Source organism: Achromobacter semiaridum, assembly GCF_053543755.1.
Genome location: NZ_JBLVOL010000136.1, coordinates 39,805 through 62,551, shown reverse-complemented (window position 1 = coordinate 62,551; position 22,747 = coordinate 39,805). Strand labels below are relative to the sequence as shown.

At 65.2% G+C, this 22,747-nt stretch carries 22 protein-coding genes, 5 tRNA genes and 1 riboswitch; of the genes, 20 read left to right on the top strand and 7 right to left on the bottom strand.

Annotation, left to right across the window (positions count from 1 at the left end; all coding sequences use genetic code 11):
* The first annotated feature begins 493 nt into the window (after nt 1-493).
* Together ACNPP0_RS28415 and ACNPP0_RS28410 are read left to right on the top strand one after the other, a co-directional pair.
* Entirely contained in the window at nt 494-2,236 is a 1,743-nt protein-coding gene (locus tag ACNPP0_RS28415; RefSeq protein WP_448707768.1) for a nitrite/sulfite reductase, read from the top strand.
* On the top strand, nt 2,229-2,774 hold the full coding sequence (locus ACNPP0_RS28410; protein WP_448707767.1) for a DUF934 domain-containing protein: 546 nt from the start codon (nt 2,229-2,231) through the stop codon (nt 2,772-2,774). The genes ACNPP0_RS28415 and ACNPP0_RS28410 overlap by 8 nt, the downstream gene beginning before the upstream one ends.
* Here the strand turns inward: ACNPP0_RS28410 and ACNPP0_RS28405 are convergent.
* On the bottom strand, nt 2,722-3,540 hold the full coding sequence (locus tag ACNPP0_RS28405) for an IclR family transcriptional regulator (RefSeq protein ID WP_448707766.1): 819 nt from the start codon (nt 3,538-3,540) through the stop codon (nt 2,722-2,724). The two genes, ACNPP0_RS28410 and ACNPP0_RS28405, sit on opposite strands and share 53 nt — an antisense overlap.
* Nucleotides 3,541-3,643: 103 nt before the next feature.
* Between ACNPP0_RS28405 and ACNPP0_RS28400 the strand changes: the two genes are divergently transcribed.
* Genes ACNPP0_RS28400 through ACNPP0_RS28385 form a run of 4 tightly spaced genes read left to right on the top strand, consistent with a single transcriptional unit; the run spans nt 3,644 to nt 7,839 of the window.
* Nucleotides 3,644-4,636, top strand: a complete 993-nt coding sequence (locus ACNPP0_RS28400) for a Bug family tripartite tricarboxylate transporter substrate binding protein (protein ID WP_448707765.1) — start codon at nt 3,644-3,646, stop codon at nt 4,634-4,636.
* 16 nt (nt 4,637-4,652) lie between these two features.
* Nucleotides 4,653-6,236, top strand: coding sequence for a class I adenylate-forming enzyme family protein (locus ACNPP0_RS28395; protein WP_448707764.1), 1,584 nt, complete (start codon nt 4,653-4,655; stop codon nt 6,234-6,236).
* Nucleotides 6,233-7,024 carry a citryl-CoA lyase gene (locus tag ACNPP0_RS28390; RefSeq protein ID WP_448707763.1) on the top strand — a complete coding sequence of 264 codons (792 nt, stop codon included), beginning with the start codon at nt 6,233-6,235 and terminating at the stop codon, nt 7,022-7,024. Before ACNPP0_RS28395 ends, ACNPP0_RS28390 begins: the two co-directional genes overlap by 4 nt.
* On the top strand, nt 7,021-7,839 hold the full coding sequence (locus ACNPP0_RS28385) for an SDR family NAD(P)-dependent oxidoreductase (protein ID WP_448707762.1): 819 nt from the start codon (nt 7,021-7,023) through the stop codon (nt 7,837-7,839). The genes ACNPP0_RS28390 and ACNPP0_RS28385 overlap by 4 nt, the downstream gene beginning before the upstream one ends.
* Nucleotides 7,840-7,888: 49 nt before the next feature.
* Here ACNPP0_RS28385 and ACNPP0_RS28380 read toward each other — a convergent pair whose 3' ends face one another.
* Nucleotides 7,889-8,683 (bottom strand): MetQ/NlpA family ABC transporter substrate-binding protein, encoded by a 795-nt coding sequence (locus tag ACNPP0_RS28380; protein WP_448707771.1) that lies wholly within the window; start codon nt 8,681-8,683, stop codon nt 7,889-7,891.
* Between the two features lie 182 nt (nt 8,684-8,865).
* On the opposite strand from ACNPP0_RS28380, the gene ACNPP0_RS28375 reads away from it, so the two are divergent.
* Entirely contained in the window at nt 8,866-9,939 is a 1,074-nt protein-coding gene (locus tag ACNPP0_RS28375; RefSeq protein ID WP_448707761.1) for a DUF6817 domain-containing protein, read from the top strand.
* 116 nt (nt 9,940-10,055) lie between these two features.
* Here the strand turns inward: ACNPP0_RS28375 and ACNPP0_RS28370 are convergent, their stop codons facing one another.
* From ACNPP0_RS28370 to hemA, 5 genes are all read right to left on the bottom strand, one after another.
* Nucleotides 10,056-10,619, bottom strand: coding sequence for a UbiX family flavin prenyltransferase (locus ACNPP0_RS28370; protein ID WP_332609886.1), 564 nt, complete (start codon nt 10,617-10,619; stop codon nt 10,056-10,058).
* A gap of 7 nt (nt 10,620-10,626) precedes the next feature.
* Nucleotides 10,627-10,953 carry a Grx4 family monothiol glutaredoxin gene (gene grxD / locus ACNPP0_RS28365; RefSeq protein WP_006227137.1) on the bottom strand — a complete coding sequence of 109 codons (327 nt, stop codon included), beginning with the start codon at nt 10,951-10,953 and terminating at the stop codon, nt 10,627-10,629.
* 131 nt (nt 10,954-11,084) lie between these two features.
* On the bottom strand, nt 11,085-11,918 hold the full coding sequence (gene prmC, locus ACNPP0_RS28360) for a peptide chain release factor N(5)-glutamine methyltransferase (protein ID WP_448707760.1): 834 nt from the start codon (nt 11,916-11,918) through the stop codon (nt 11,085-11,087).
* 10 nt (nt 11,919-11,928) lie between these two features.
* Nucleotides 11,929-13,011 carry a peptide chain release factor 1 gene (gene prfA, locus ACNPP0_RS28355; protein WP_332609884.1) on the bottom strand — a complete coding sequence of 361 codons (1,083 nt, stop codon included), beginning with the start codon at nt 13,009-13,011 and terminating at the stop codon, nt 11,929-11,931.
* An 84-nt stretch (nt 13,012-13,095) separates the two neighbouring features.
* Nucleotides 13,096-14,370, bottom strand: a complete 1,275-nt coding sequence (gene hemA / locus ACNPP0_RS28350; protein WP_046803238.1) for a glutamyl-tRNA reductase — start codon at nt 14,368-14,370, stop codon at nt 13,096-13,098.
* Nucleotides 14,371-14,585: 215 nt separating this feature from the next.
* On the opposite strand from hemA, the gene ACNPP0_RS28345 reads away from it, so the two are divergent.
* From ACNPP0_RS28345 to ACNPP0_RS28285, 13 genes are all read left to right on the top strand, one after another.
* A tRNA-Phe gene (locus ACNPP0_RS28345) sits at nt 14,586-14,661 on the top strand.
* 85 nt (nt 14,662-14,746) lie between these two features.
* A tRNA-Phe gene (locus ACNPP0_RS28340) sits at nt 14,747-14,822 on the top strand.
* An 85-nt stretch (nt 14,823-14,907) separates the two neighbouring features.
* Nucleotides 14,908-14,983, top strand: a tRNA-Phe gene (locus tag ACNPP0_RS28335).
* Between the two features lie 85 nt (nt 14,984-15,068).
* Nucleotides 15,069-15,144, top strand: a tRNA-Phe gene (locus tag ACNPP0_RS28330).
* Between the two features lie 85 nt (nt 15,145-15,229).
* A tRNA-Phe gene (locus tag ACNPP0_RS28325) sits at nt 15,230-15,305 on the top strand.
* Between the two features lie 131 nt (nt 15,306-15,436).
* Nucleotides 15,437-16,210: a hypothetical protein gene (locus ACNPP0_RS28320; protein ID WP_219991299.1), complete on the top strand. Its 774-nt coding sequence runs from the start codon at nt 15,437-15,439 to the stop codon at nt 16,208-16,210.
* The gene (locus ACNPP0_RS28315; RefSeq protein ID WP_046803236.1) at nt 16,207-16,704 is read left to right on the top strand and encodes a hypothetical protein; all 498 of its coding nucleotides are present in this window, start codon (nt 16,207-16,209) and stop codon (nt 16,702-16,704) included. Before ACNPP0_RS28320 ends, ACNPP0_RS28315 begins: the two co-directional genes overlap by 4 nt.
* A 14-nt stretch (nt 16,705-16,718) precedes the next feature.
* A riboswitch (TPP riboswitch) is annotated at nt 16,719-16,810 on the top strand.
* Between the two features lie 69 nt (nt 16,811-16,879).
* On the top strand, nt 16,880-17,962 hold the full coding sequence (locus ACNPP0_RS28310; RefSeq protein WP_448707759.1) for a LuxE/PaaK family acyltransferase: 1,083 nt from the start codon (nt 16,880-16,882) through the stop codon (nt 17,960-17,962).
* The gene (locus tag ACNPP0_RS28305; RefSeq protein WP_448707758.1) at nt 17,959-19,419 is read left to right on the top strand and encodes an acyl-CoA reductase; all 1,461 of its coding nucleotides are present in this window, start codon (nt 17,959-17,961) and stop codon (nt 19,417-19,419) included. The genes ACNPP0_RS28310 and ACNPP0_RS28305 overlap by 4 nt, the downstream gene beginning before the upstream one ends.
* Nucleotides 19,416-20,180 (top strand): ABC transporter ATP-binding protein, encoded by a 765-nt coding sequence (locus ACNPP0_RS28300; protein ID WP_448707757.1) that lies wholly within the window; start codon nt 19,416-19,418, stop codon nt 20,178-20,180. Before ACNPP0_RS28305 ends, ACNPP0_RS28300 begins: the two co-directional genes overlap by 4 nt.
* Complete coding sequence (locus ACNPP0_RS28295; RefSeq protein WP_332609878.1) at nt 20,177-20,941, top strand: ABC transporter permease; 765 nt, start codon at nt 20,177-20,179, stop codon at nt 20,939-20,941. The genes ACNPP0_RS28300 and ACNPP0_RS28295 overlap by 4 nt, the downstream gene beginning before the upstream one ends.
* Before the next feature lie 20 nt (nt 20,942-20,961).
* Nucleotides 20,962-21,963 (top strand): ABC transporter substrate-binding protein, encoded by a 1,002-nt coding sequence (locus tag ACNPP0_RS28290; RefSeq protein WP_332609876.1) that lies wholly within the window; start codon nt 20,962-20,964, stop codon nt 21,961-21,963.
* A gap of 1 nt (nt 21,964) precedes the next feature.
* A complete protein-coding gene (locus ACNPP0_RS28285; protein ID WP_332609874.1) occupies nt 21,965-22,744 on the top strand; it encodes a 3-oxoacyl-ACP reductase in 780 nt (259 codons plus the stop codon).
* Nucleotides 22,745-22,747 lie beyond the last annotated feature (3 nt).

Here is a 22,747-nt window from a genome sequence, read left to right as displayed (position 1 = left end):
GAGCGCCGAAGGCGCGAAGCGTGGGGGCCTTATTCCTCCCGCCGGGCCGCCCCAAGGGAGGAAACGCCCCCTTGGGGGGCAGAGAGCGCCGAAGGCGCGAAGCGTGGGGGCCTTATTCCCCCCGCCGGGCCGCCCCAAGGGAGGAAACGCCCCCTTGGGGGGCAGAGAGCGCACGAAGGGCGCGAAGCGTGGGAGCCTTATTCCTCCCGCCGGGCCGCCCCAAGGGAGGAAACGCCCCCTTGGGGGGCAGAGAGCGCCGAAGGCGCGAAGCGTGGGGGCCTTATTCCTCCCGCCGGGCCGCCCCAAGGGAGGAAACGCCCCCTTGGGGGGCAGAGAGCGCCGAAGGCGCGAAGCGTGGGGGCCTTATTTCTTTATTACGAGAATGACTTAGACGCTGCCGTCTGCTGGCTGTTACGGTTATGAATCCCCTTTTCCGACGCTGCGCGCCGGACGCTACAGGGCATAGACCGAGAAGACCACAAGGGCAGTAGACATGTACGTGTATGACCCCGTCGACCAGCAGCTTGTCGAGCAGCGAGTGGCGCAGTTTGCCGATCAGACGCGCCGCTTCCTCGACGGCCAGCTCACCGAAGATGAATTCCGCGTTCTGCGCCTGCAGAACGGCCTGTACATCCAACGCCACGCCCCCATGCTGCGCGTGGCTATTCCCTACGGCATGCTGGCGTCGCGCCAACTGCGCACGCTGGCTCACATCGCCCGCAAATGGGATCGTGGCTACGGCCACTTCAGCACCCGCCAGAACATCCAGTTCAACTGGCCCCGCCTGGAAGACGTGCCGGACATCCTGGCCGAACTGGCCACCGTGCAGATGCACGCCATCCAGACCAGCGGCAACTGCATCCGCAACACCACCACCGACCACTTCGCCGGCGTCGCGCCCGATGAACTTGTCGACCCGCTGGTGTGGTGCGAGATCATTCGCCAGTGGTCCACGCTGCACCCCGAATTTGCCTTCCTGCCGCGCAAATTCAAGATTGCCGTCAGCGGCGCCGTGCAAGACCGCGCGGCCGTCGGCGTGCACGACATCGGCCTGCAAGCCGTTGAACGCGATGGCAAGCTTGGCTTTCGCGTGTGGGTCGGCGGCGGCATGGGCCGCACGCCCATCGTCGGCAAGCTGATCAACCCGTTTGTGCAATGGCAGCACCTGCTGACCTACCTGCAAGCCGCGCTGCGCGTCTATAACCTGCACGGCCGCCGCGACAACAAGTACAAGGCGCGCATCAAGATCCTGGTCAAGGACCTGACGCCCGAGGTCTATGCACAGCAGGTCGATGAACAGTGGCAGCTGATCAAAGACGGCCCCGACACCATCACCCAGGACTTCGTGGACAGCATTAAGGCCCGCTTCGTGTGGCCGCAATACGATGCCGCCGCCGCGCAAGATGCCGACAACACCGACGCGCTGGCCGCCGGCGACAAGCGCTTTGCGCGCTGGTTGCGCACCAACGTGCATGCGCACAAGGTCGCGGGCTACGCCGCCGTCACCGTCTCGCTGAAACCCACCGGCGTGCCGCCCGGCGACATCACCGCCGACCAGATGGACGCCGTGGCCGACCTGGCCGATGCCTATGGCTACGGCGAATTGCGCGTCTCGCACGAACAGAACCTGATTCTGGCCGACGTGCGCCGCGCCCGCCTGCACGAGCTCTGGCAGAAGCTGGAAGCGCTGAACCTGGCCACGCCCAACGTCGGCCTGTTGACCAACATCATCGCCTGTCCGGGCGGCGACTTCTGCGCGCTGGCCAACGCCGTATCCATCCCCGTGGCCGAAGCCATCCAACGCCAATTCGACGACCTGGACTACCTGTTCGAAATCGGCGAACTAGACCTGAACATTTCCGGCTGCATCAATTCCTGTGGCCACCACCACGTGGGGCACATCGGCATCCTGGGCGTCGATAAGGCCGGCGAAGAGTGGTATCAGGTCACGCTGGGTGGCCGCCAGAACGGCGCGGCCAAGCCCCTGCCCGACCTGGAATCCACGCGCGGCGGCGGCGCTGCCGTGGGCCGCATCATCGGCCCCTCGTTCGCACGCGACCAGGTGCCCGGCGTGGTCGACCGCCTGATCCGCACCTACCTGGGCCTGCGCGACAGCGAAACCGAACGCTTCATCGATGTGGTGGACCGCGTCGGCATCGACCCCTTCAAGCAGGACGTCTACGCCGATCCCGCCTTCGCCAAACCCGTACAAAGCGCCGAACCCGCCCATGCCTGACCTCTACGCCCACGACGCCCCCGGCCCGCACCTGATTCGTGACGGCCGCCTGCAAGCCGACACCGCGCGTCCCTTCGTGCCCGAACCCGAAGTGGCCGCCGAGGGCCAGGTGCCCACCGACGAGCCCGGCTGGATCGTGCCGCTTTCCATCTGGAAAACCTCGCGCGCCACCTTGCGCCGCCACAAGCATCCCGTGGCCGTGCTGCTGGAACCCGACGCCGACCTGCGTGAGCTGGCTGAGCCCGACGGCACGCTGGACCCCTCCGGTATCGCCTTCATCGCCGTGGACTTTCCCAACTACACCGACGGCCGTGGCTATTCGCTGGCGCAGCTTTTGCGCACGCAATACCACTGGACGGGCGAACTGCGCGCGGTGGGCGACGTGATGATCGACACCATCCACTACCAGGCGCGCGTCGGCTTCAGCAGCTTTCTGGTCAAGCCGGGCCACGACCCCAAAAAGGCGCTGGACGCGTTCAATACGTTCACGGTGCACTACCAGAAGACGTATCGCGCGCCGACCCCGGCCGCGGCTTGATGTCGTCTTGCGCCAGCTGGCCGCGGATCAGTTCCGCAATGCTGCGCTGGCGCGGCGCCTGCATCCGGTCGATCAGGCTGGATACGCTGACCGCCAGTCGCGGATAACCGTTGACGTCGCACACGGCGACGCCAACACCCAGCACGCCGGGCACCGCCGCGTTGCCCACCACCGACCAACCCCGGTCGCGCGTGTTCTCGACCAGCCGCCGCATCTGCACACCCGTCATGCCGCCATAGGCGCGCAAGGCCTTTTCGTTTTGCGTCACCACTTCATCGGCCTCGGCCGGCGGCAGTGCCGCCAGCAACGCCAGGCCGGCCGCGCCCACGCCCAACGGCTGGCGGTGCCCCACCGTTACCGCCAACACCTGCACCGGGTAATTGCCCACTTCGCGATGCAGGCATAGCGAATCGTTTGCCGCGCGGCAAATCAGAAAGGCGGAATCCCCCGTTACGTCGCTGATCTGGCGCAGCACCGGCCGCAGGCCGCGCACAGCCTGCGCATGCGGGTCGCCCGCCATCATCACGCCCAGTTCCGCGATGCGCCAGCGCGGCGCCTCGGACTCGCGCAGCGCATAGCCTTCCTGCACCAGCACTTCCAGGTAGCGATACGCGGTAGAGCGCTGCATACCCGCCGCGCGAGCGATGTCGGTGACGTGCATGCCCCCCGCCCCCGCTTGCCGCAACACCCCTAGCACCCGCAGGCCCCGGCGCAAGACCACGGGCCCCGAGGACTGCAATGCCGACTCCGATTCCGCTTTGTTCATATTTTGGACACCCTGCGTTGCTGACGCCTGCATCAAAGCCCAATATCAAAACGGGCAGACGAAGATCTGTCCAAATATTAGACAAAACAGGACGGAGACATTCATGAAGACTGCATTCACAAGGCGGCTTGCCGCCTTTGCGGTGACCCTGGGCAGCGCGCTGGTCGCCAGCGCCCCTGCCGTGGCCGCCAAGCCCTACCCCGACCGCCCCGTCACGCTGGTGGTGGGCTACGCGGCCGGCGGCGCCACCGATATCGTCGCGCGCTTGATGGCCAAGTCGCTGTCCGAGGCGCTGGGCCAGACTTTCGTCGTGGAAAACAAGACGGGCGCCAACAGCAATATCGGCGCGGAGATCGTGTCGCGCGCCGCGCCTGATGGCTACACCTTGTACGTGGGGTCCATCGCCAACACGATCAACCGCAGCCTGTACAGCCAGCTGAACTACGACTTCATCAAGGACTTCAAACCGGTCGGGCTGGTCGCGACCATTCCGAACATTCTGGTGGTCAATCCCAAGGTGCCGGTCAAGACGGTGCAGGAATACATCGCCTATGCCCGCGTGCATCCGGGCAAGCTGACCTGCGCATCGTCCGGCAGCGGCTCGTCCATTCACCTGTCTTGCGAGCTGTTCAAGATGGAAACGGGCACCGACATCCTGCATGTGCCGTATCGCGGCAGCGGCCCGGCCGTGGCCGACCTCTTGGGCGGCCAGGTCGATTCCATGTTCGACAACCTGCCCTCGTCCTTGCCGCACGTGCAGGCCGGCAAGCTGCGAGCAATTGGCGTGACGTCGCCGCAGCGCCTGCCCGCCACGCCGGACGTGCCCACGCTGGCTGAATCCGGCTTGCCGGGCTTTGACGTGGAATCGTGGTTTGGCCTGGTCGCGCCCGACGGCACGCCGCAACCCGTCATCGCGCGCCTGAACGAAGCGCTGAACCAGGCACTGGCCAGCCCCGCCTTGCAGGCGTCCTACAAGCAGGCCGGTTTCTACGCGCCGGCCGCGCCCAACACGCCGGAGACCTTCGCCAAGAAGATCGACAGCGAAATCGACAAATGGGCCGCCGTCGTCAAACGCGCCGACATCAAGGCCAACTAGTTTTCAGGAGCACAGGGTGTACCCGATCGATTTCTTTTTCCGCGCGGCCGAGCAGTATCCCGAACGCATTGCGCTGGACGGGCCCGAAGGCACGGTGACTTACGCCGAACTGGCCGCCCGTACCCGCGCCCTGGCGGCCGCGTTGCAAGACCTGGACCCCGAACCGCAAACGCGCGTGGCCCTGTGCGCCGGAAATTCCGCGCGGCACATCCTGGCGCTGCTGGCCGTGCTGGCCAGCGGAAAGATCTGGGTCCCGCTTAACTATCGCAGCACCGCGCGCGAGATCGGGCGCATCCTGGATGCGACCACGCCGTCCATCGTCATCGTGGACGCCACCGGCGACCCGCTGGCGCCGTGGGCGGACGGCGCACGCATTCATCTTGACGATGAAGGGGCGGACGCTGACATGGGGGCAGCCACTGACGCCGACGCCTCCACGGGCAGCGACCAGGGCACGAGCAACCGCACTGGCGCAAGCCCGCGCCTGAACGCGCTGCTGCGTCGGTACGCCGGACACGAGCCCACGCGCCACGCGCTGTCCCGTGACGCCACGCAGGCCATCAAGTTCACGGGTGGCACCACCGGGCTGCCCAAGGGCGTCATGCAACCATACCGCGCGTGGAACGCCGGCATCATCAACCAGATCGCCAGCTGGCAGCTGACGTGCGAGGACCGCTACGTGGTGTCCGCGCCCATCACGCACGGCACGGGCACCTACATGCTGCCCATACTGGCCTGCGGCGGCGCGCACCTGCTGTTGGACAGCGTCACGCCGGCCACCATCACCGCCGCGTTTCGCCAGCGCGGCGGCACGCTGAGCTTCATGCCGCCCACGCTGATCTACATGATCATGGCGCAGGACGGCGTGACGCGCGCCGACTTTCCCAAGCTGCGCAACCTGATCTACGGCGGCGCGCCGATGCCGCCCGAAAAAATAGACCGCGCGCGCGACTTCTTCGGCCCCGTGCTGGGCACCACCTATGGCCAGACCGAAGCGCCCCAAATCGCCACCGTGCTGCGCCCGTCGGACTTGAACGACCCGCGCAACCGCGCCTCGGTCGGGCGGGCGACGTGGCTGTCCGACGTGGCCATCATGGCGCCCGACGGCACGCTGTTGCCGCGCGGTGAAATCGGCGAAGTCGTGGTGCAGGGCGACCTGACGATGACGGGCTACTGGCGCCTGCCCGAGAAAACCGCCGAAACCCTGGTGGACGGCTGGCTGCACACCGGCGACACGGGCCTGATCGACGCACGCGGCTATCTGTTCCTGAAAGACCGGCTGCGCGACGTCATCATCACCGGCGGCTTCAACGTGTACCCGGTCGATGTCGAGAACGCGCTGTCCTCGCACCCGGCCGTGTACGAATGCTCGGTGTTCGGCCTGCCCGACGACAAATGGGGCGAAGCCGTGCACGCCGCCGTGCAGTTCCACCCCGGCGCCCAGGCCGATACCGACGCGCTGAAGGCGCATGTGCGCGCGCTGTTGGGGCCAGTCGCCACGCCCAAGCAATTCCATATCCACGACAGCCTGCCACGCTCCAGCGTAGGCAAGGTCCTGAAGAATGCCGTGCGCGACGCCGCACAAAAGGAGACGCCATGAACCCACCTGAAACCCGCCTTTGCGCCCATCACCTGACCGGCATGTCGTATCGCGACGTCGATCTGGTTGACGACCTGATCGGCAAGAAGACCTTTACCGAAGTCATGATCATGCAGATCCTGGGCCGCGACGCGCGCCCGGTGGACATGCGCATCGTGGACGCGGTGCTGGTCACGCTAATGGAACATGGCATGACGCCCAGCGCCATCGCCACGCGCCTGATCTACATGAGCGCCCCCGAAAACCTGCAAGGCGCGGTGGCGTCCGGCTTGATGGCGGTGGGCAGCCAATTCGTGGGCACCATGGAAAATTGCTCGCGCCTGTTGGACCGCATCAAGCAGGCGGCGGACGGCCGTGCCGAAGCGCTGGCCATCGCGCGCGAATTCCGCGAACAGCGCCAGGCGCTGCCCGGCTTTGGCCACCATCTGCACAAGCCCGACGACCCGCGTTCCATCAAGCTGCTGGCGCTGGCCGAGGCCGAGCCGGACCTGGAGGGCGCGTCGCTGAACGCGCTGCGCCTGCTGGCCGCCGCCGTGGACGAGACCTATGGCAAGCACATCACCATCAACGCCACGGGCGCGGTGGCCGCGTTGCTTAGCGAAATCGGCGTACCCACGAATCTGATGCGCGGCTTTGCCGTGATCTCGCGCGCGGCCGGCCTGGTGTCGCACGTGGCGGAAGAACAGCAAAGCCCGTCGGGCCGCTACATCTGGGAAACCATCGACCACGCCATCCCTTACGTCGGCAAGGGCAAGACGCATCAGCACGAGGACGGGGAACCGGCATGACGGCGGCGCAGGGCACCGATACCCGACTGGCGGGCAAGGTTGCGCTGGTGGCCGGCGCAGGCGCGTCCGCCAGCGGCTGGAGCATCGGCCGTGCCAGTTGCGTGACGATGGCGCGGCAAGGCGCAGCCATCGTGGCGCTGGACGTGAACCTGGCGGCTGCGCAGGATGCCGCCCATGAAGTGGAAAAAATCGGCGGCAGCGCCCTGGCCGTGCAGGCGGACGTGGCCGACCCGGACGCCATGCAGGCAGCGGTGGACGCCGCGCTGCGCCGCTATGGTCGCATCGACATCCTGCAAGCCAATGCGGGCATCGGCAAGGTGGGCGGGCCCGAGGATATTTCGCTGCAAGACTGGGACCGCATCCAGCAGGTGAACGTGACCAGTTTGCTGATCGCCACGCGCCTGCTGGCGCCCGTGATGCGGCAACAGGCCGGCGGCGCCATCGTCACGGTGTCGTCCATTGCAGGCATCCGGTACACCGGTTACCCGCACCTGGCCTACAGCGTCAGCAAGGCCGCCGTCATTCACTTTGCGCGCATGGCGGCGCAGCAATATGCCGCTGACGGCATCCGTGTGAATACCGTGATCCCCGGGCTGATCGACACGCCGCGCGTGGCGCAGAACGTGGCGCGCATGTTCGACCCCGACAACCTGCAAGCCGCGCTGGCCGCGCGCGACAAGCAAGTGCCGATGGGCCGCATGGGCACGCCGTGGGAAGTGGCGAAAGCGGTGGCTTTTTTGGCGTCGGACGAGGCGTCGTACATCACCGGCACCGAGCTGGTCGTGGACGGCGGGCTGACGGGGAAATACGCCTGATTGCCGACGCCGCGCCCGGGCGCAGGACGCAGGACGCAGCCGCTACGCCTTACCAGGAGGTGGAGTAGGCTCCCGGAAACTGCTTGGCCACAAACGCCTTCACCTCGTCCGACTGGTACGCCTTGATGAAGCGCGCAATGCGCGGGTCGCTCTTGTTGTCTTCACGCGCGGCGATCACCACGGCGGCAAAGGGCGCGTCCTTGCTTTCCAGCGCCAGCGCGTCCTTGGCGGGCGACAGCCCCGCCGGGATGGCGTAGGCCGAGTTGACCGCCGCCGCGTCCACGTCCGACAACGAATGCGGCAGCTGGGCCGCTTCGATCTCGATGAACTTCAGCTGCTTGGGGTTCTCGACGATGTCGAACAGCGACGCCGTCACCGTCACCCCGTCCTTGAGCTTGATGAGCTTGGCCGCCTGCAACACCAGCAGCGCGCGGGCGCCGTTGGTGGGGTCATTGGGTATCGCCACCTTGCCGCCTTGCGGCAGGTCATCCAGCGACTTCAAGCGCTTGGAATAGATGCCCATCTGCTGCACCACGGCGGTGGCCACCGGCACCAGCTTGTAGCCGCGCGCCTTGTTCTGCGAGTCAAGAAAAGGTTTGTGCTGATAGATGTTCAGGTCAAGTTCCTTGGCGTCCAGCGCGGCGTTGGGCTGGATGAAATCGCTGAATTCAATCAACTTCACTTTCAGGCCCTGCTTGGCCGCCACCTGCTGCACGACTTCGCCGATCTGCGCGTGCGGGCCGACGGTGACCCCTACCTTCAGTTCGGCGTCCTGCGCCATGGCTTGGGTGCCGGCAAAACCGAGCACGGCGGCGAATACGGCGAGGGAATGGCGAAGGCGCATGTGGCGCATAGGGATCTCTGGAAGTAGAAAGAATGACCCGCGATTCTATGCAGCGCCCTACAAAACCGGAAGCGATGAATATTCATATTGATATGCGCGAAATCGTATAAAGCACCGCGCCATGACAAGCCCGCCTCATGCGGACACAATAGCAGCTGCCATCAATCACCCGCATTCACGCCATGTCCACATCCGCCGAACTTCACCCCCACGCGCGCGCGCTGCTTGCCGACCACTACCAGGCCATCGACGCGGACTTGCCCGCGTTGCTGGACTTGCTGTTCGCCCGCAGTGCCGGTGAAGACTGGCACAAGGCCGGCACCTTCAAGCACCATCTGCTGGGCGTGTACCGCACGCTGGCCTTGTGGAACCAGCCGCGCGAAGTGCGCATGCTGGGCTTGTTCCACAGCGTATATGGCAACGAATACGTGGACCTGACCTTGTTCGACCGCGAGCGCGAACGCGAGACCTTGCGCAACGTGCTGGGCGACGAAGCCGAGGAATGGGTCAGCCTGTTCTGCGCCATGCCCCGCACGACGTTCGTGCAGACCGTGCTGGCGGGCCAGGGTACGGGCGGTGCAGGCATGACGCTTGAAGGCGCTGACGGGCACGTGTTTACGTTGACGCCGCGCCAGGTCGCCGCGTTCATCGTCGTGTCCGCCGCCGACATCGGCGAACAGTGGCACAGCTGGCAAGACGAGATCTTTGCCGGTTATCCGAGGCAGCAGCGGCGTGATCTGAAAACCAACTGGGCATCGTCGTTGTGGCCGGGGCCGCTGAAGCCGCCGTCAAACATCCTGTCGATGCTGTCGCACTTGCTGGCGCCCTTGTCCGGCATGCCGGCCGATACCGGCATCCCCGTTCCGCCCGCCTTCGACGCGTGCCGCGCCACGCTCAGCCCGCGCGACGAAGCCGCCGCCAGCGCGCTGTATTGGCAGGTCATCACGCGCATGCACCCGCTGACGGAAATGGACAGCGCGCGCCATCTGCTGGAAGCGGCCGTGGCGCATAACCCGTGGGTGGGCGAACCGCGTTTGCTGCTGGCGCAACTGGCGCTGACCACGGGCGATTTCGACGCGGCCCAAACGCATGCCGCGGCGGGCCTGGCCGCCTTGCAGGCGTGGGGCACGGCGTGGGACAAGCGCATCGAGTGGTCGGGCTGGATGGCCTGGGCGCGCATCGAATTGCAAAACGCCCGCGCGCGCCATTGGCCGGAAAACCTGGCAGCGCTCAATGGCTTGGGGCTGGTCGAGTAAGCCCGCGCCGCCGCCACCATGCAAAAACCCCCGAAGGTTGGATTTCGTCCAACTTTCGGGGGTCAGTTCACATGCGGGGCTGTTTCACTTCACGCGGCACACTGGCAGCAACTTGCCTACTTCATGCCTTCCCAATGCGGGCCGGGCACGATGATGTCGAACAATTCCAGCACGCGCGCCACGGTGTGATCCACCATTTCTTCAATGGACGACGGGCGGTGATAGAAGGCCGGCAGCGGCGGAAACACGATGCCGCCCATTTCGGTCACGGCGGTCATGTTGCGCAGGTGCGCCAGGTTGAAGGGCGTTTCGCGCACCAGCATCACCAGCCGCCGGCGTTCCTTCAAGGTGACGTCGGCCGCGCGCGTGATGAGGTTGTCGGACAGGCCATGCGCCACTGCCGCCAACGTGCGCATCGAACACGGCACGATCACCATGCCGGCGGTCTGGAACGCGCCGCTGGCCAGCGTGGCGCCCACGTCGCGCACCGAATGCACGTGGTCGGCCAGCGCGTAGACATCGTGGCGGCTGACATCAAGCTCGTGCTTGATGTTCAGCACCCCCGAGGCGGACACCACCAGATGCGTCTCGACATCTTCCACGCCGCGCAGGGCTTGCAGCATGCGCACCGCGTACAACGCGCCGGTGGCGCCGGTGATGCCGATAACAAGCCGCCGCATCGCGGCGTTAAGCCGTGGCGCCGGATTGCTCCAGCAGCGTCTTCAGTTCGCCGGATTCATTCATCTCGTTCATGATGTCCGAGCCGCCGATGAATTCGCCGGCCACGTACAGCTGGGGAATGGTGGGCCAGCTGGAAAATTCCTTGATGCCCTGGCGGACTTCGTCGTCTTCCAGCACATTGACGGTGACCAACTTCTTCACGCCACAGCCCTTCAGGATTTGAATGGCCTTGCCGGAAAAGCCGCACTGCGGGAATTGGGCGGTGCCCTTCATGAACAGCACAACGGGGTGCTGGGTCACGGTTTCGCGGATGAATTCTTGAACGTCGCTCATGGTGGTCTCTTGGACAGGCATAACGGAATACGCCAATTATAGGTACAGCGGAAAAATCCGCCCGAAATCCCCGGAAGCGGGTCAGGCCAAACGCGTTTTCCGCGCCAAACTCTTGTAACAGACGGCCCGGCTCAACCGCGCGCGGCAGGCCGGCGTCCGCCGGAAATTCGTTCGATGCCGGCCAGGTCATGGCGGCTGTGCACGTTCTCGAACCCGGCATCGGCCAGCAAGCGGCGTACCGCCTGCGCCTGGTCCCAGCCGTGTTCCAGCCACAGCGCGCCACCCGGCCTGAGGTGCTGGCCGGCGCCCATCACGATGCGGTTAAGGTCTTGCAACCCGCTCGCGCCGTCGGTCAGCGCACCGCGAGGTTCAAAGCGCAGATCGCCCTGGTCCAGATGCGGGTCGTTGCTGGCCACATAGGGCGGGTTGGACACGATCAGATCGAAACCCTCGCCGGCCGGCACCGCATCGAACCAGCTGCCTTCCACGAAACGCACCGATGCGGTCAGATCCCACGCGTTGGCCGCCGCCACCTTCAGCGCGGCGGCGCTGACGTCGGACGCCATCACGCGCGCATCGCGTCGGGCCAGGGCGATGGAAATGGCGATGGCGCCGCTGCCCGTGCCCAGGTCCAGCACGGCAGGCCCGGAGATACCCGCCACGCACTCCAGCGCGGTTTCCACCAGCACTTCGGTGTCGGGACGGGGAATCAGCACGTCGGGCGTCACGGTGAATCGGTGACCCATGAACTCGCGGTGGCCCAGCAGATATGCCATCGGTTCGCCCGCCAGCCGGCGCACCAGCAACGCGTTGAAGGCGGCAGCAACGTCGGGGTCCAGCGGGTCGGTGTCGTGCGCCAGCAGCCATGCACGCGGCTTTTGCAGCACGTGCTCAAGCAGCATCCGCACTTCCAGGCGCGGCAGGCGGGTGTCGAGCAGCAGGCTTTTGAGCCGGGGCGTCGTCATGGCGCGCGCGTCAGAGGTCGTCGCCCAGCGCCGCCAACTGCTCGGCCTGATGCTCGGCGATCAGCGCGCCGGTCAGCTCTTCCAGGTCGCCTTCCATGATCTGCTGCAACTTGTACAGCGTCAGGTTGATACGGTGGTCCGTCACGCGGCCCTGCGGAAAGTTATAGGTGCGGATGCGCTCGGAGCGGTCGCCCGTGCCGATCAGGCTCTTGCGCTCGGCGGCTTCCTTGCTTTGGCGCTCGCGCGTTTCCTTGTCTTTCAGGCGCGCGGCCAGCACCTGCATGGCCTTGTCCTTGTTGCGGTGCTGCGAGCGATCATCCTGGCATTCCACCACCAGTCCGGTCGGCAAGTGGGTGATGCGCACCGCCGAATCGGTCTTGTTGATGTGCTGGCCGCCCGCACCGCTGGCGCGGAACGTGTCGATGCGCAGGTCGTTGGCGTTGATGACGATTTCCGACATCTCGTCGGCTTCCGCCATCACGGCCACGGTGCAGGCCGACGTGTGGATGCGGCCTTGCGCTTCGGTGGCCGGCACGCGCTGCACGCGGTGTGCGCCGGATTCGAACTTCAGGCGGCCGTAGGCGCCGTCGCCGTCAATGCGCGCAATCACTTCCTTGTAGCCGCCCAATTCCGAGGCGCTTTCCGACATCAGCTCGACGCGCCAGCCGCGCGCTTCCGCATAGCGGGTGTACATGCGCAGCAGGTCGCCCGAGAACAGCGCGCTTTCGTCGCCGCCCGTGCCCGCGCGGATTTCCAGGAACACGCTGCGCCCGTCGTTGGGGTCGCGCGGCAGCAACAGAAGCTGCAACGCGCTTTCCAGGCCTTCCAGCTTGCCTCGGCCCGATTTGATTTCCTCTTCGGCCATGGCTTTCATGTCGGGGTCGGACAGCATTTCCTGCGCCGTCGCCAGGTCTTCTTCGGTGCGGGCGAACGCGGTGAACGCTTCGACCACGGGCTCAAGCTCTGCGCGTTCGCGCGAGAGCTTGCGAAAACGGTCCATATCGGACGCGGTTTCCGGTTGGGCCAGCAACGCGTCCACCTCGGTCAGGCGGTTACACAGATGCTCCAGCCGGCTGCGCATGGAAGATTTCATGGGGGAATGACCAAAGAGAAAACGGGAATAGCGGGCGCCCACAAGACGAACGCCCGCCAGGAGGCGGGACGTGGGGCAGATTCGCTAACGGCGGGAATCGCGGCCGGGGAACAGGCGCGGCATCCAGGCAAGCAGCTGCTTGCGGTCGTCGCCTTCGCTGCGGTTCAACGCCGCCAGCGGGCCGTGCAGGTATTTTTGCGTCAACCCGTGCGCCAGCTGTTCCAGCACGGCTTCGGGCGATTCGCCACGCGCCAGCAGGCGGCGCGCGCGTTCCAGTTCAGCGGCGCGGACGTCTTCGGCGGCCTGGTGCAGGTCGCGGATAACGGGCACCACTTCGCGGGACTGCATCCAGTGCATGAAGCCCTGGACGCGGGTTTCGATAATCGCTTCGGCCTGCACCACGGCGGCGCGGCGCGCGTCGGTGCCGGTTTGCACCAGCCGGCCCAGATCGTCCACCGAATACAGATAGACATCATCCAGGCGGCCGACTTCAGGTTCGATGTCGCGGGGCACGGCCAGGTCGATCATGACCATGGGGCGGTGGCGGCGCAGGCGCGTAGCCCGTTCCACCATCCCCAGGCCGAGGATGGGCAGGGAGCTTGCCGTACAGGAGACGATGACGTCGAACTCCGACAGGCGATCCGTCAGGTCGGACAGCTTCATGGTGCTGGCCGAAAAACGGTTGGCCAGGATTTCGGCGCGCTCGGCCGTGCGGTTGGCCACCACCATGCTGCGCGGGCGTTGCGCGGCGAAGTGAGTGGCGCACAGTTCAATCATTTCGCCCGCGCCGATGAACAGCGTGCGGGCCTGGTCCAGGTTGCCGAACACGCGCTCGGCCAGGCGGACGGCGGCGGCGGCCATGGACACCGATTGCGCGCCGATGGCGGTCTGCGACCGCACTTCCTTGGCCACCGAGAACGTGCGCTGGAACATCTGATGCAGCAAGGTGCCCAGCGAGCCGGCTTCGCCGGCGGCGCGCACGGCGTCTTTCATCTGCCCCACGATCTGGGTTTCACCCAGCACCATGGAATCCAGCCCGCTGGCCACGCGAAAAGCGTGACGGACGGCGTCGTCTTGATGATGGCGGTACAGGTGCGGGCGCAGCGTGCCGGCGTCCAGGCGGTTATGTTCAGCCAGCCAGGCGGGCAATTGATCAGCGACGTGACCGTCCGCCGCGCAATAGATTTCGGTGCGATTACAGGTGGACAGGATGGCGGCTTCACGAACGGAACCGCCGAATGCCGAACGCAGGCCTTCCAGCGCAGGCTTGACCAGATCGACGGGCATGGACACGCGTTCGCGAACCGAAACCGGCGCGGACGTGTGGTTCAGACCGAAGGCAAGGACAGCTACCGACATGTGGATGCGTAAAGAACTGCCACGAAATTAACTCGAAGATTATACCCCTGCGGGTTATCCCCAGCCCACTTGCGCCCGCTTGCGCGACCCTGCGTCGCACCTTCCGTTCCATTCACCCAACAGTTGGCAGGCGCGGCGGGGCGAAAAATAGTTGGCGGATCTGCCCCTGCGGCTGGCGTGGGCAAAAAAAATTGTGTATAGTTGCGGACTTCGTTGGCCTGGTAGCTCAGTCGGTAGAGCAGAGGATTGAAAATCCTTGTGTCGGTGGTTCGATTCCGCCCCAGGCCACCAAAAGAATTATTGGGATTTCGATAGCCATATCAAGTCCCAAAAAAGCCCAGCCGCCGCGCTGGGCTTTTTGCACCGAGTACGTGTTGGCCTGGTAGCTCAGTCGGTAGAGCAGAGGATTGAAAATCCTTGTGTCGGTGGTTCGATTCCGCCCCAGGCCACCAAAAGAATTATTGGGATTTCGATAGCCATATCAAGTCCCAAAAAAGCCCAGCCGCCGCGCTGGGCTTTTTGCACCGAGTACGTGTTGGCCTGGTAGCTCAGTCGGTAGAGCAGAGGATTGAAAATCCTTGTGTCGGTGGTTCGATTCCGCCCCAGGCCACCAAAAGAATTATTGGGATTTCGATAGCCATATCAAGTCCCAAAAAAGCCCAGCCGCCGCGCTGGGCTTTTTGCACCGAGTACGTGTTGGCCTGGTAGCTCAGTCGGTAGAGCAGAGGATTGAAAATCCTTGTGTCGGTGGTTCGATTCCGCCCCAGGCCACCAAAAGAATTATTGGGATTTCGATAGCCATATCAAGTCCCAAAAAAGCCCAGCCGCCGCGCTGGGCTTTTTGCACCGAGTACGTGTTGGCCTGGTAGCTCAGTCGGTAGAGCAGAGGATTGAAAATCCTTGTGTCGGTGGTTCGATTCCGCCCCAGGCCACCAGCCCTCCTGATCTCCACCGCTGTGGGGATTTTTTTACGTCCAAATTCTGGCGTTTACCCCCGCCTCGGCGCCCGCTTGCAAAATATTACATGCCGGCAAAAAAGCCGGGCACGAGGTCTACAATCGTCGGTATGAAACCGGCCGCCAATCTTCGCTTCGCTGTGCGCGACCGCATCAACGGCGTTGATGTGGGCCCAAAGGCTGTTCCCTTGAGCCTGCTTGGCGAGTTTCAAAAAGACGTCAGCGACTTTCTGCAAGGGTCCACTCGAGAGGTCAACCCGGCCGCAGTGCTGGTGTCGATAGAAGAAGGGTCGCTGGTTTTAGTCGCCGAAGGGTTGTTGGCGGCATCAACGCTCTGGGCCGATGTGGAACGCTTAGCCGTCCCGAATTCTCTCGAAGCCATTGATCCCCGGCGCGCGGCGGTCATCGAGCGCTGGCAAGCCCAGGCACGCAACAATCCCGATCGTGTTTACGCCCTTGAAGACAACACGCGGCGCGCGCTGACGATCGTCAATGCCCAGTCAGACTTCAAACAATCCGTCGATATTTGGGTAACCGTGGAAAAGTACTTACACGGCAAAATCGTGGACTGGGGCGGCAAGACCAAAGCGAACGTTCACCTTGTGCTTGAAAATGGCAAATCGCTTACGGTAGCCGCCACTCAGCAATTACTGGCACAGGAGAGCGAAAATCGCCTCTATCGCCCAGCCTTGCTGCACGTGACCGCTGAAGAGAATTTACGAACCGGTGAATTGCGCAATTTGAATCTGCGCTCGTTTGAGGTGCACCACCCCGCGTACGACGACGATGAATTCCAGCGAATGGTACGCAAAGGCACCGCGGCCTGGGCGGACGTACCCGACGCAACACGATGGGTTGAATCACTGCGTGGCGACGACTCATGACGGCAGCAGTGTTGCTGGATACCAGCTATCTGATCTCGCTCGTCGACGCGACTCGCCCCAACCACCAAATTGCCACCCGGTACTTCCGGCAGATGCTCGACGAGTCTCTGCCGATTTATTTTTCGGCAGTCGTTGCAGCAGAATTCGGCATCAAGCAAGCACTGACCGACTTACCACTGCAAAAGTTTCGCCACCTGCCGTTCAACATCCCGCACGGGCAGCGAGCCGCCCAATTGTGGAATGCGCTGGGCCCAAGGGGCGATGGCACCGGGCGCGCAGTTGCGCGTGATGACATCAAACTCATTGCCCAGGCTTGTCACGAGCGCATTCCCTTTGTCCTCAATGAGGACGCTTCCTCGCTGCACAAATACTGCGAACGGCTACGCGAGGCTGGCGTATGCCAGGTGCGTTCCATCGTCCTGGCCAGCGGTTATGACCCCGCAGCCTTCCGAATGGATGGTCAGCAAGGATTCGACCTAAGCGGCGAACCCTAGAGCGGGTTAACATTGCCTTCGCTCCGGGGTGCACGCCAGTGCTGAGATTCAGACCCGCGAACTTGACCCGGTTCATGCCGGCGTAAGAAGAGCAATCGTCCGACCCTGCCGCGCCTTTGCGCCGCTTGCGCGGGCGGGCTTCGGAGCTTCCTTGTACCGGAATCTACGAACGCCCATGAACAACGCTGCCCCGCCCGTCGCGGAAATTCTTGAATTCATTGCCCAGGACGGCTGCACCGACGCGCAGTTCGACCAGTTGGCGCTGCGGCTTTTTGCGTATCAATATGGCGCCAACGCGCCGTATCGCGCGTTTTGCCAGCGGCGCGGCGCCACCGTGCGCAATGTGAAGACCTGGAGCGACATTCCCGCCGTGCCCATCGACGCCTTCAAGGCGATGGAGCTGCGTTGCGAGGCGCCACGGCCCGACGAGCGTGTCTTCATGACCAGCGGCACCACGCGCGCCGATATGCGCGGCCGGCACTTTCACCCGCATCTGGACGTCTACGACCTGTCCATGACGCGCAATTTCGCCGCGCGCGTCATGCAGGGCACGCCGCGCCTGCCGATGGGCATTCTGTTTCCGGACGAAGTCGCCATGCCCAATTCGTCGCTGGCGCATTATCTGGCGCTGGCCATGACCGCGTTCGGCACCGAAGACAGCCGCTATTTCATGTCGCCGCAGGGCATCGACCTGGATGGGTTGTTGCGCCGCCTGGAAAAGGCCGAAAGCGATGGCCGGCCCTACGCGCTGCTGGGCGCCAGCTTCAGCTTCGTGCATGTGATCGATGCGCTGCGCAAGGCGGGCCGCACGTTCCATTTGCCGCCGGGCAGCCGCATTCTGGATACCGGCGGCTACAAGGGCCAGTCGCGCGAGCTGCCGCTGGACACCTTTTATGCCGAGCTTTCCGAGCTGCTGGGCGTGCCGCGAGCGCTGTGCATCAACATGTACGGCATGACCGAACTCAGCACTCAGTTTTACGACGACGGCAATGCCACGGTCCCGTCCGTGAAATCGGGGCCGCACTGGATCCGCTCGCGCCTGGTCGACCCGGCGACCGGCCGGACCGTGCCCGCGGGCGAACGCGGCATTCTGGCGCACTGCGACCTGGGCAACTTCAACTCGGTCAGCACCATCCTCACCGAAGACGTCGGGCAACCGGCCGATGGCGGCTTTTTGCTGTTGGGCCGTGCCGAAGGCGCGCAAGCGAAGGGCTGCTCGCTGGCCGTCGAAGCATTCATTCAGTCTGCGCGGCCATGAGCGTGCAACGGGTCCAAGCGGGATACCTGCCGGGGCTGGCTTCGGCCGATGTCCAATGGCAGACCCTGCCTTTCGAGCAGAACGGCCGGCGCGTGGACGTGGCCGTGCCGGTGCTGACCGCGTCACAGATGCAAGCGCTGGCCGAACGCGTCAAGCAGGCCAGCGCCCGGCATCTGAAGACGATGACGGTGTCGGAAATCATCAACGTGATTGATCGCGCCATTGCCCGGCTGCTGGATCCTGACGACCCGGTCCGGCAACAAGCCGACGCGCTGTTGCCGATCGTCAGCGGCTATGACGCGCAAATGGTGCGGCTGGGCCTGACCGGCTTTTTCAAGACCTTCCGCGCGCCACAGCTGCATCGCTTTGTGGCCGAGGACTTTGCCAACCCCAAGGTGCTGGACGGCTTTCAACCGGCGGCCAAGGGCGGCGCGGTGCGCGCCCACGGCCCGCAATTGCTGGTGCACAGCTGGGCCGGCAACGTGCCCGCGCTGGCGTTGTGGAGCCTGATCTGCGGTCTGCTCGTCAAGGCCGGCAATATCGGCAAGCTGCCCAGCGCCGAACCGCTGTTTGCCGGCTGGTTCGCGCACCTGTTGGCCCAGGTGCACCCGCCGCTGGCCGACTGCCTGGCCGTGGTCTGGTGGCGCGGCGCGGGCGAGGACGACGCCGCCGCGCTGTACGCGCAGGCCGATACCGTGGTGGCGTATGGCGGCAACGACGCGCTGCATGCCATCCAGCGCCGCCTGCCCGTTACGACGCGCTTTCTGCCGCATGGCCACAAGCTGGGCTTCGGCGTGGTCAGCGCAGCCGCGCTGGACGCCCAAAAGGCCCCCGCCCTGGCACGCCGTGCGGCATGGGATGTGATGCGCTACGACCAGCAAGGCTGTTATTCGCCGCAGATTTTTTACGTGCAGCGCGGCGGCCAGGTAGCGCCGCGCGACTTTGCGGCTTACCTGGCGGGCGAGCTGGCCAATCTGCATCGCCGCTTTCCCCGCCGCCCATTGGACCTGGCCGAATCGGCTGCGGTGGCCAAATGGCGGCAGTCCATCGAATGGCACTTGCCGTCCCACGATGCCGACGCATTGATCGGCGACCCCGACGCCGCTTGGGCAGTCTCTTATGTTGATGCCGCCCCCACGCTATCGCCCACGGCCCTGCAACGCAGCATCGTGGTGGCGGGCATCGACGCCCTGGATGACGTGGCGGCGCACGTGGCGCCCCACCGCCACTACCTGCAAACGGCGGGCGTGGCCGCGACGCCCGAAGAGCTGTATCGCCTGGCCGATCAACTGGGCGCGGTGGGCGTTACCCGCGTCAGCGCGATTGGGGCGATGAGCATGCCCGAGGCCGGCTGGCATCACGACGGCCGCTTCAACTTGCTGGACCTGGTGCGCATGACCGAAATCGAACAGTCCGCCGAAACCGCCGCCGACCCCTACGCGTCGTACGAACCATGATTGCGGACGCGTCCCGCCCCTTCCTGCACATCGACGGGGCGGTCTACACCTACCCCGGCCGCGCGCCCATCGTGCACGGTATCGACTGGCGCCTGCAAGCCGGCGGCTTTCATTGCCTGGTTGGCCGCAGCGGCTGCGGCAAGACCACGCTGCTGAAACTTGCCGCCGGTTTGTTGACCCCGCAGTCCGGCCGCGTGGTGCTGCAAGACGGCACGCCTGCGGCGCCCGGCCCGCAACTGGGCTATGTATTCCAGGCGCCGACGCTGCTGGATTGGCAACATGTGATCGACAACGTGCTGCTGCCCGTGTCGTTGCAACGCCGGCCGCTGCCTGAAGACACCCGGCACGCGCACGATCTGCTTTCCATGCTGGGCCTGTCCGACCACGCGCAGCACTATCCCCGCCAACTGTCCGGCGGCCAGCAAAGCCGCGTGGCGCTGGCCCGCGCGCTGATCCTTGAACCGGCCTTGCTGTTGCTGGACGAACCCTTTGCCGCGCTGGACGCCATCACGCGCGGCGAGTTGCAAGACGACCTGCTGCGCATGTGCCGCCTGCGCAATACCACCGTGCTGTTCGTCACGCACGACATCAGCGAAGCCGTCTACCTGGGCGACCGCGTGGCCGTCATGCACCAGGGCCGCATGCTGGCCGACCTGCCGGTGGACCTGCCCGCGCCCCGCACGCAAGCCATGCGACACGGCGCGGCGTTCAACGCCACCTGCGCGCAGGTGTACGAATTCATGACCGGGGCGCGCCCATGACGCCGGCCTTCCGATTCCGCCTGCTGGCGGTGGCGCTGCTTATCGCGCTGCTTGGCGTCTGGGAATTCACCGTGCGCCAGGCCGGTATCTCGGCATTGGTGCTGCCGGCCCCATCCGCCATCGCGCAGACCTTGTGGACCAGTCTGGCCACCGGCTACCTGTGGCCACACATCGGCGCGACGCTTGCCGAGATGCTGCTGGGCCTGGCGATCGGCGGCGCGGCGGGCCTGGGCATCGGCATTGCATTGGCCGAATCGGCCCTGCTGGACCGCGTGCTCAAGCCCTACGTGATCGTCAGCCAGGTTGTCCCCAAGCTGGCGCTGGCGCCGCTGTTCGTGGTGTGGTTCGGTTTCGGCATGGCGCCCACGGTGGTCATGACCGCGCTGATCTGCTTTTTCCCCTTGATGGAAAACACGCTGACCAGCTTGCGTCAGGTCGATCCGAACCGGCTGCAACTGTTTCGCATGCTGGGCGCCACGCGCGCGCAAACCTTGCTGCGGCTGAAGCTGCCCGCCGGCCTGCCGGGCATTCTGGCGGGCCTGCGCGTGGCGCTGGTGCTGGCATTGGTCGGCGCCGTGGTGGGCGAATTCATAGGCGCCAGCCGGGGTTTGGGCGCCGTCATCATTGCCGCGCAAGGCATGATGGACACGCCCCTGATGTTCGCCGCACTGACCGCCATTGCCGCCATCGGGCTGCTGGGCTATCAGGCCACGCTGATGCTGGAACGACGCCTGCTGCGTCCCTACGCCGATCAATCATGACTTTCATCCGGACCCCACCCATGCTTTCGTCCCCTGCCCGCCGCAGCTTGCTGACCGCCGCCGCCGGCCTTGCCGCCACGTCCCTGGCGCCGTGGGCGGTGCACGCCCAAGGCGCGCCGACCGGCACCATCACCCTGGCTGGCTGGAGCAAGCCCATCAGCGAAATCACCAACCTGCTGGCTGAGCCGGACAAGGGCTTCTTCAAGGCGCAGGGCGTGAACCTTGTCTACTTGCCCGGGGCGGGCGGTGGCGACGCCATCCGCAACCTGCTCAGCGGCCAGGCCGACGTGGCCTTTACCGACCCCGGCTCGTTTTTCATGGCGTTGGACAAGGGCGAAAAACTGCGCGCCATCTACGACATCTATCCGCAAAACGTCTTCAACGTGGTGTCGTTGAAGTCGGCCAACATCACGCGGCCGGCCGACTTGAAGGGCAAGCGCATCGGCGTCTACAGCCTGTCCAGCGGCACGCGCCAGAACCTGCTGGTCATGCTGCATCAGGCCGGGCTGACCGAAGCCGACGTTGAAATCGTCGTCACCGGCGTGCTGAACTTTGCGCCGCTGCTGCAAGGCCAGGTGGACGCCACCGCCGCCACCGACACCGGCTTGCTGGTGGGGCGCAAGCGCGGCCTGGGCGAGGTCAACGTGATGCAGGTCAGCGACACGTTGAACGTGTCCAGCGACCTGTTCGTCGTGCGCGAGTCGGCATTGCCGCAAAAGCGGCCGCTGCTGCGCGCCTTCCTGAAGGCTTATCGCGACAGCGCCGCCTGGATGATCGCGCATCCCGAAGAAGCGGCCCAACTGGCCGGCAAGCGCGCCCTTGACGGCACCGACCTTGCCGTCAACCTGGAAGTGATCCGGCTGCGCAACGCCGCCTCCCAGGCGTCCGGTGGCAGGCCGTTGGGCACCATCGATATCGGCTTGCTGCAACAGGCGGCGGACGCTTACCGCGCGTTGGGCCTCATCAAACAACCCATCGACATCGCCGCCGTTGTCGACACCCACTTGCTGCCGGAGGCATGACATGAATGCTGCGTTGAAGTTTGCAGGCAAGGTGGTGCTGGTGACGGGCGCCAGCCGGGGCATCGGCGCCGAAATCGCGCGCAGCTTCGCGCGTGAAGGCGCCACCGTGGTGGTCAATTATTTGCGCAACACGGCAGCGGCCGACGGCGTGGTGGCGCAATGCCAGGCCGCCGGCGGCGATGCCTGGGCCGTGCAGGCTGACGTCGGCGTGCCCGACGCCGTGCGCGCCATGGTCGATGGCATCGTGCAAGACGCCGGCCGCCTGGACATCGTCGTCAACAATGCCTTGCGGCCCTACGCGTTCGACCCCCGCCAGCGTACCGCTTTCGATGCGCTGCAATGGCAAGACTATCAATCGCAGTTTGATGGCGCCGTGGGTGCAGCGTTCAACGTGTGCCGTGCCGCAATGCCGCATTTCAAACAGCGCGCGCAGGGCTGCATCGTCAACATCGCCAGCAATCTGGTCGAGCATCCGGTCGTGCCGTACCACGACTACACCACTGCCAAGGCCGCGCTGGTGGCGTTCAGCCGCAACCTGGCGGTCGAGCTGGGGCCGTATGGCGTGCGCGTCAATTGCGTGGCCCCCGGCCTGGTCTACCCGACCGACGCCAGCGGCGCCACGCCGGAATCGTTTCGTGAACAGCTGATCGCGGCCACGCCGCTGCGGCGCATCGCCCGCCCCGAGGACGTCGCCGGGCCGGTGCTGTTCCTGGCGTCCGACTGGAGCGGCTTCATGACGGGGCAAGTGCTGTTCGTGGACGGCGGACTGGTGATGCGCTAGAGT

Excerpts from the sequence above, each read along its gene's own strand:
- ACNPP0_RS28385 (WP_448707762.1), top strand. The coding sequence starts at position 7,021 with ATGACGGCGGCGCAGGGCACCGATACCCGACTGGCGGGCAAGGTTGCG.
- ACNPP0_RS28305 (WP_448707758.1), top strand. The coding sequence starts at position 17,959 with ATGAGCGTGCAACGGGTCCAAGCGGGATACCTGCCGGGGCTGGCTTCG.
- ACNPP0_RS28415 (WP_448707768.1), top strand. The coding sequence starts at position 494 with ATGTACGTGTATGACCCCGTCGACCAGCAGCTTGTCGAGCAGCGAGTG.
- grxD (WP_006227137.1), bottom strand. The coding sequence starts at position 10,953 with ATGAGCGACGTTCAAGAATTCATCCGCGAAACCGTGACCCAGCACCCC.
- ACNPP0_RS28285 (WP_332609874.1), top strand. The coding sequence starts at position 21,965 with ATGAATGCTGCGTTGAAGTTTGCAGGCAAGGTGGTGCTGGTGACGGGC.
- prmC (WP_448707760.1), bottom strand. The coding sequence starts at position 11,918 with ATGACGACGCCCCGGCTCAAAAGCCTGCTGCTCGACACCCGCCTGCCG.
- ACNPP0_RS28295 (WP_332609878.1), top strand. The coding sequence starts at position 20,177 with ATGACGCCGGCCTTCCGATTCCGCCTGCTGGCGGTGGCGCTGCTTATC.
- ACNPP0_RS28300 (WP_448707757.1), top strand. The coding sequence starts at position 19,416 with ATGATTGCGGACGCGTCCCGCCCCTTCCTGCACATCGACGGGGCGGTC.
- ACNPP0_RS28320 (WP_219991299.1), top strand. The coding sequence starts at position 15,437 with ATGAAACCGGCCGCCAATCTTCGCTTCGCTGTGCGCGACCGCATCAAC.
- ACNPP0_RS28315 (WP_046803236.1), top strand. The coding sequence starts at position 16,207 with ATGACGGCAGCAGTGTTGCTGGATACCAGCTATCTGATCTCGCTCGTC.
- hemA (WP_046803238.1), bottom strand. The coding sequence starts at position 14,370 with ATGTCGGTAGCTGTCCTTGCCTTCGGTCTGAACCACACGTCCGCGCCG.
- ACNPP0_RS28410 (WP_448707767.1), top strand. The coding sequence starts at position 2,229 with ATGCCTGACCTCTACGCCCACGACGCCCCCGGCCCGCACCTGATTCGT.
- ACNPP0_RS28400 (WP_448707765.1), top strand. The coding sequence starts at position 3,644 with ATGAAGACTGCATTCACAAGGCGGCTTGCCGCCTTTGCGGTGACCCTG.
- ACNPP0_RS28405 (WP_448707766.1), bottom strand. The coding sequence starts at position 3,540 with ATGAACAAAGCGGAATCGGAGTCGGCATTGCAGTCCTCGGGGCCCGTG.
- ACNPP0_RS28380 (WP_448707771.1), bottom strand. The coding sequence starts at position 8,683 with ATGCGCCTTCGCCATTCCCTCGCCGTATTCGCCGCCGTGCTCGGTTTT.
- prfA (WP_332609884.1), bottom strand. The coding sequence starts at position 13,011 with ATGAAATCTTCCATGCGCAGCCGGCTGGAGCATCTGTGTAACCGCCTG.
- ACNPP0_RS28370 (WP_332609886.1), bottom strand. The coding sequence starts at position 10,619 with ATGCGGCGGCTTGTTATCGGCATCACCGGCGCCACCGGCGCGTTGTAC.
- ACNPP0_RS28290 (WP_332609876.1), top strand. The coding sequence starts at position 20,962 with ATGCTTTCGTCCCCTGCCCGCCGCAGCTTGCTGACCGCCGCCGCCGGC.
- ACNPP0_RS28375 (WP_448707761.1), top strand. The coding sequence starts at position 8,866 with ATGTCCACATCCGCCGAACTTCACCCCCACGCGCGCGCGCTGCTTGCC.
- ACNPP0_RS28390 (WP_448707763.1), top strand. The coding sequence starts at position 6,233 with ATGAACCCACCTGAAACCCGCCTTTGCGCCCATCACCTGACCGGCATG.
- ACNPP0_RS28310 (WP_448707759.1), top strand. The coding sequence starts at position 16,880 with ATGAACAACGCTGCCCCGCCCGTCGCGGAAATTCTTGAATTCATTGCC.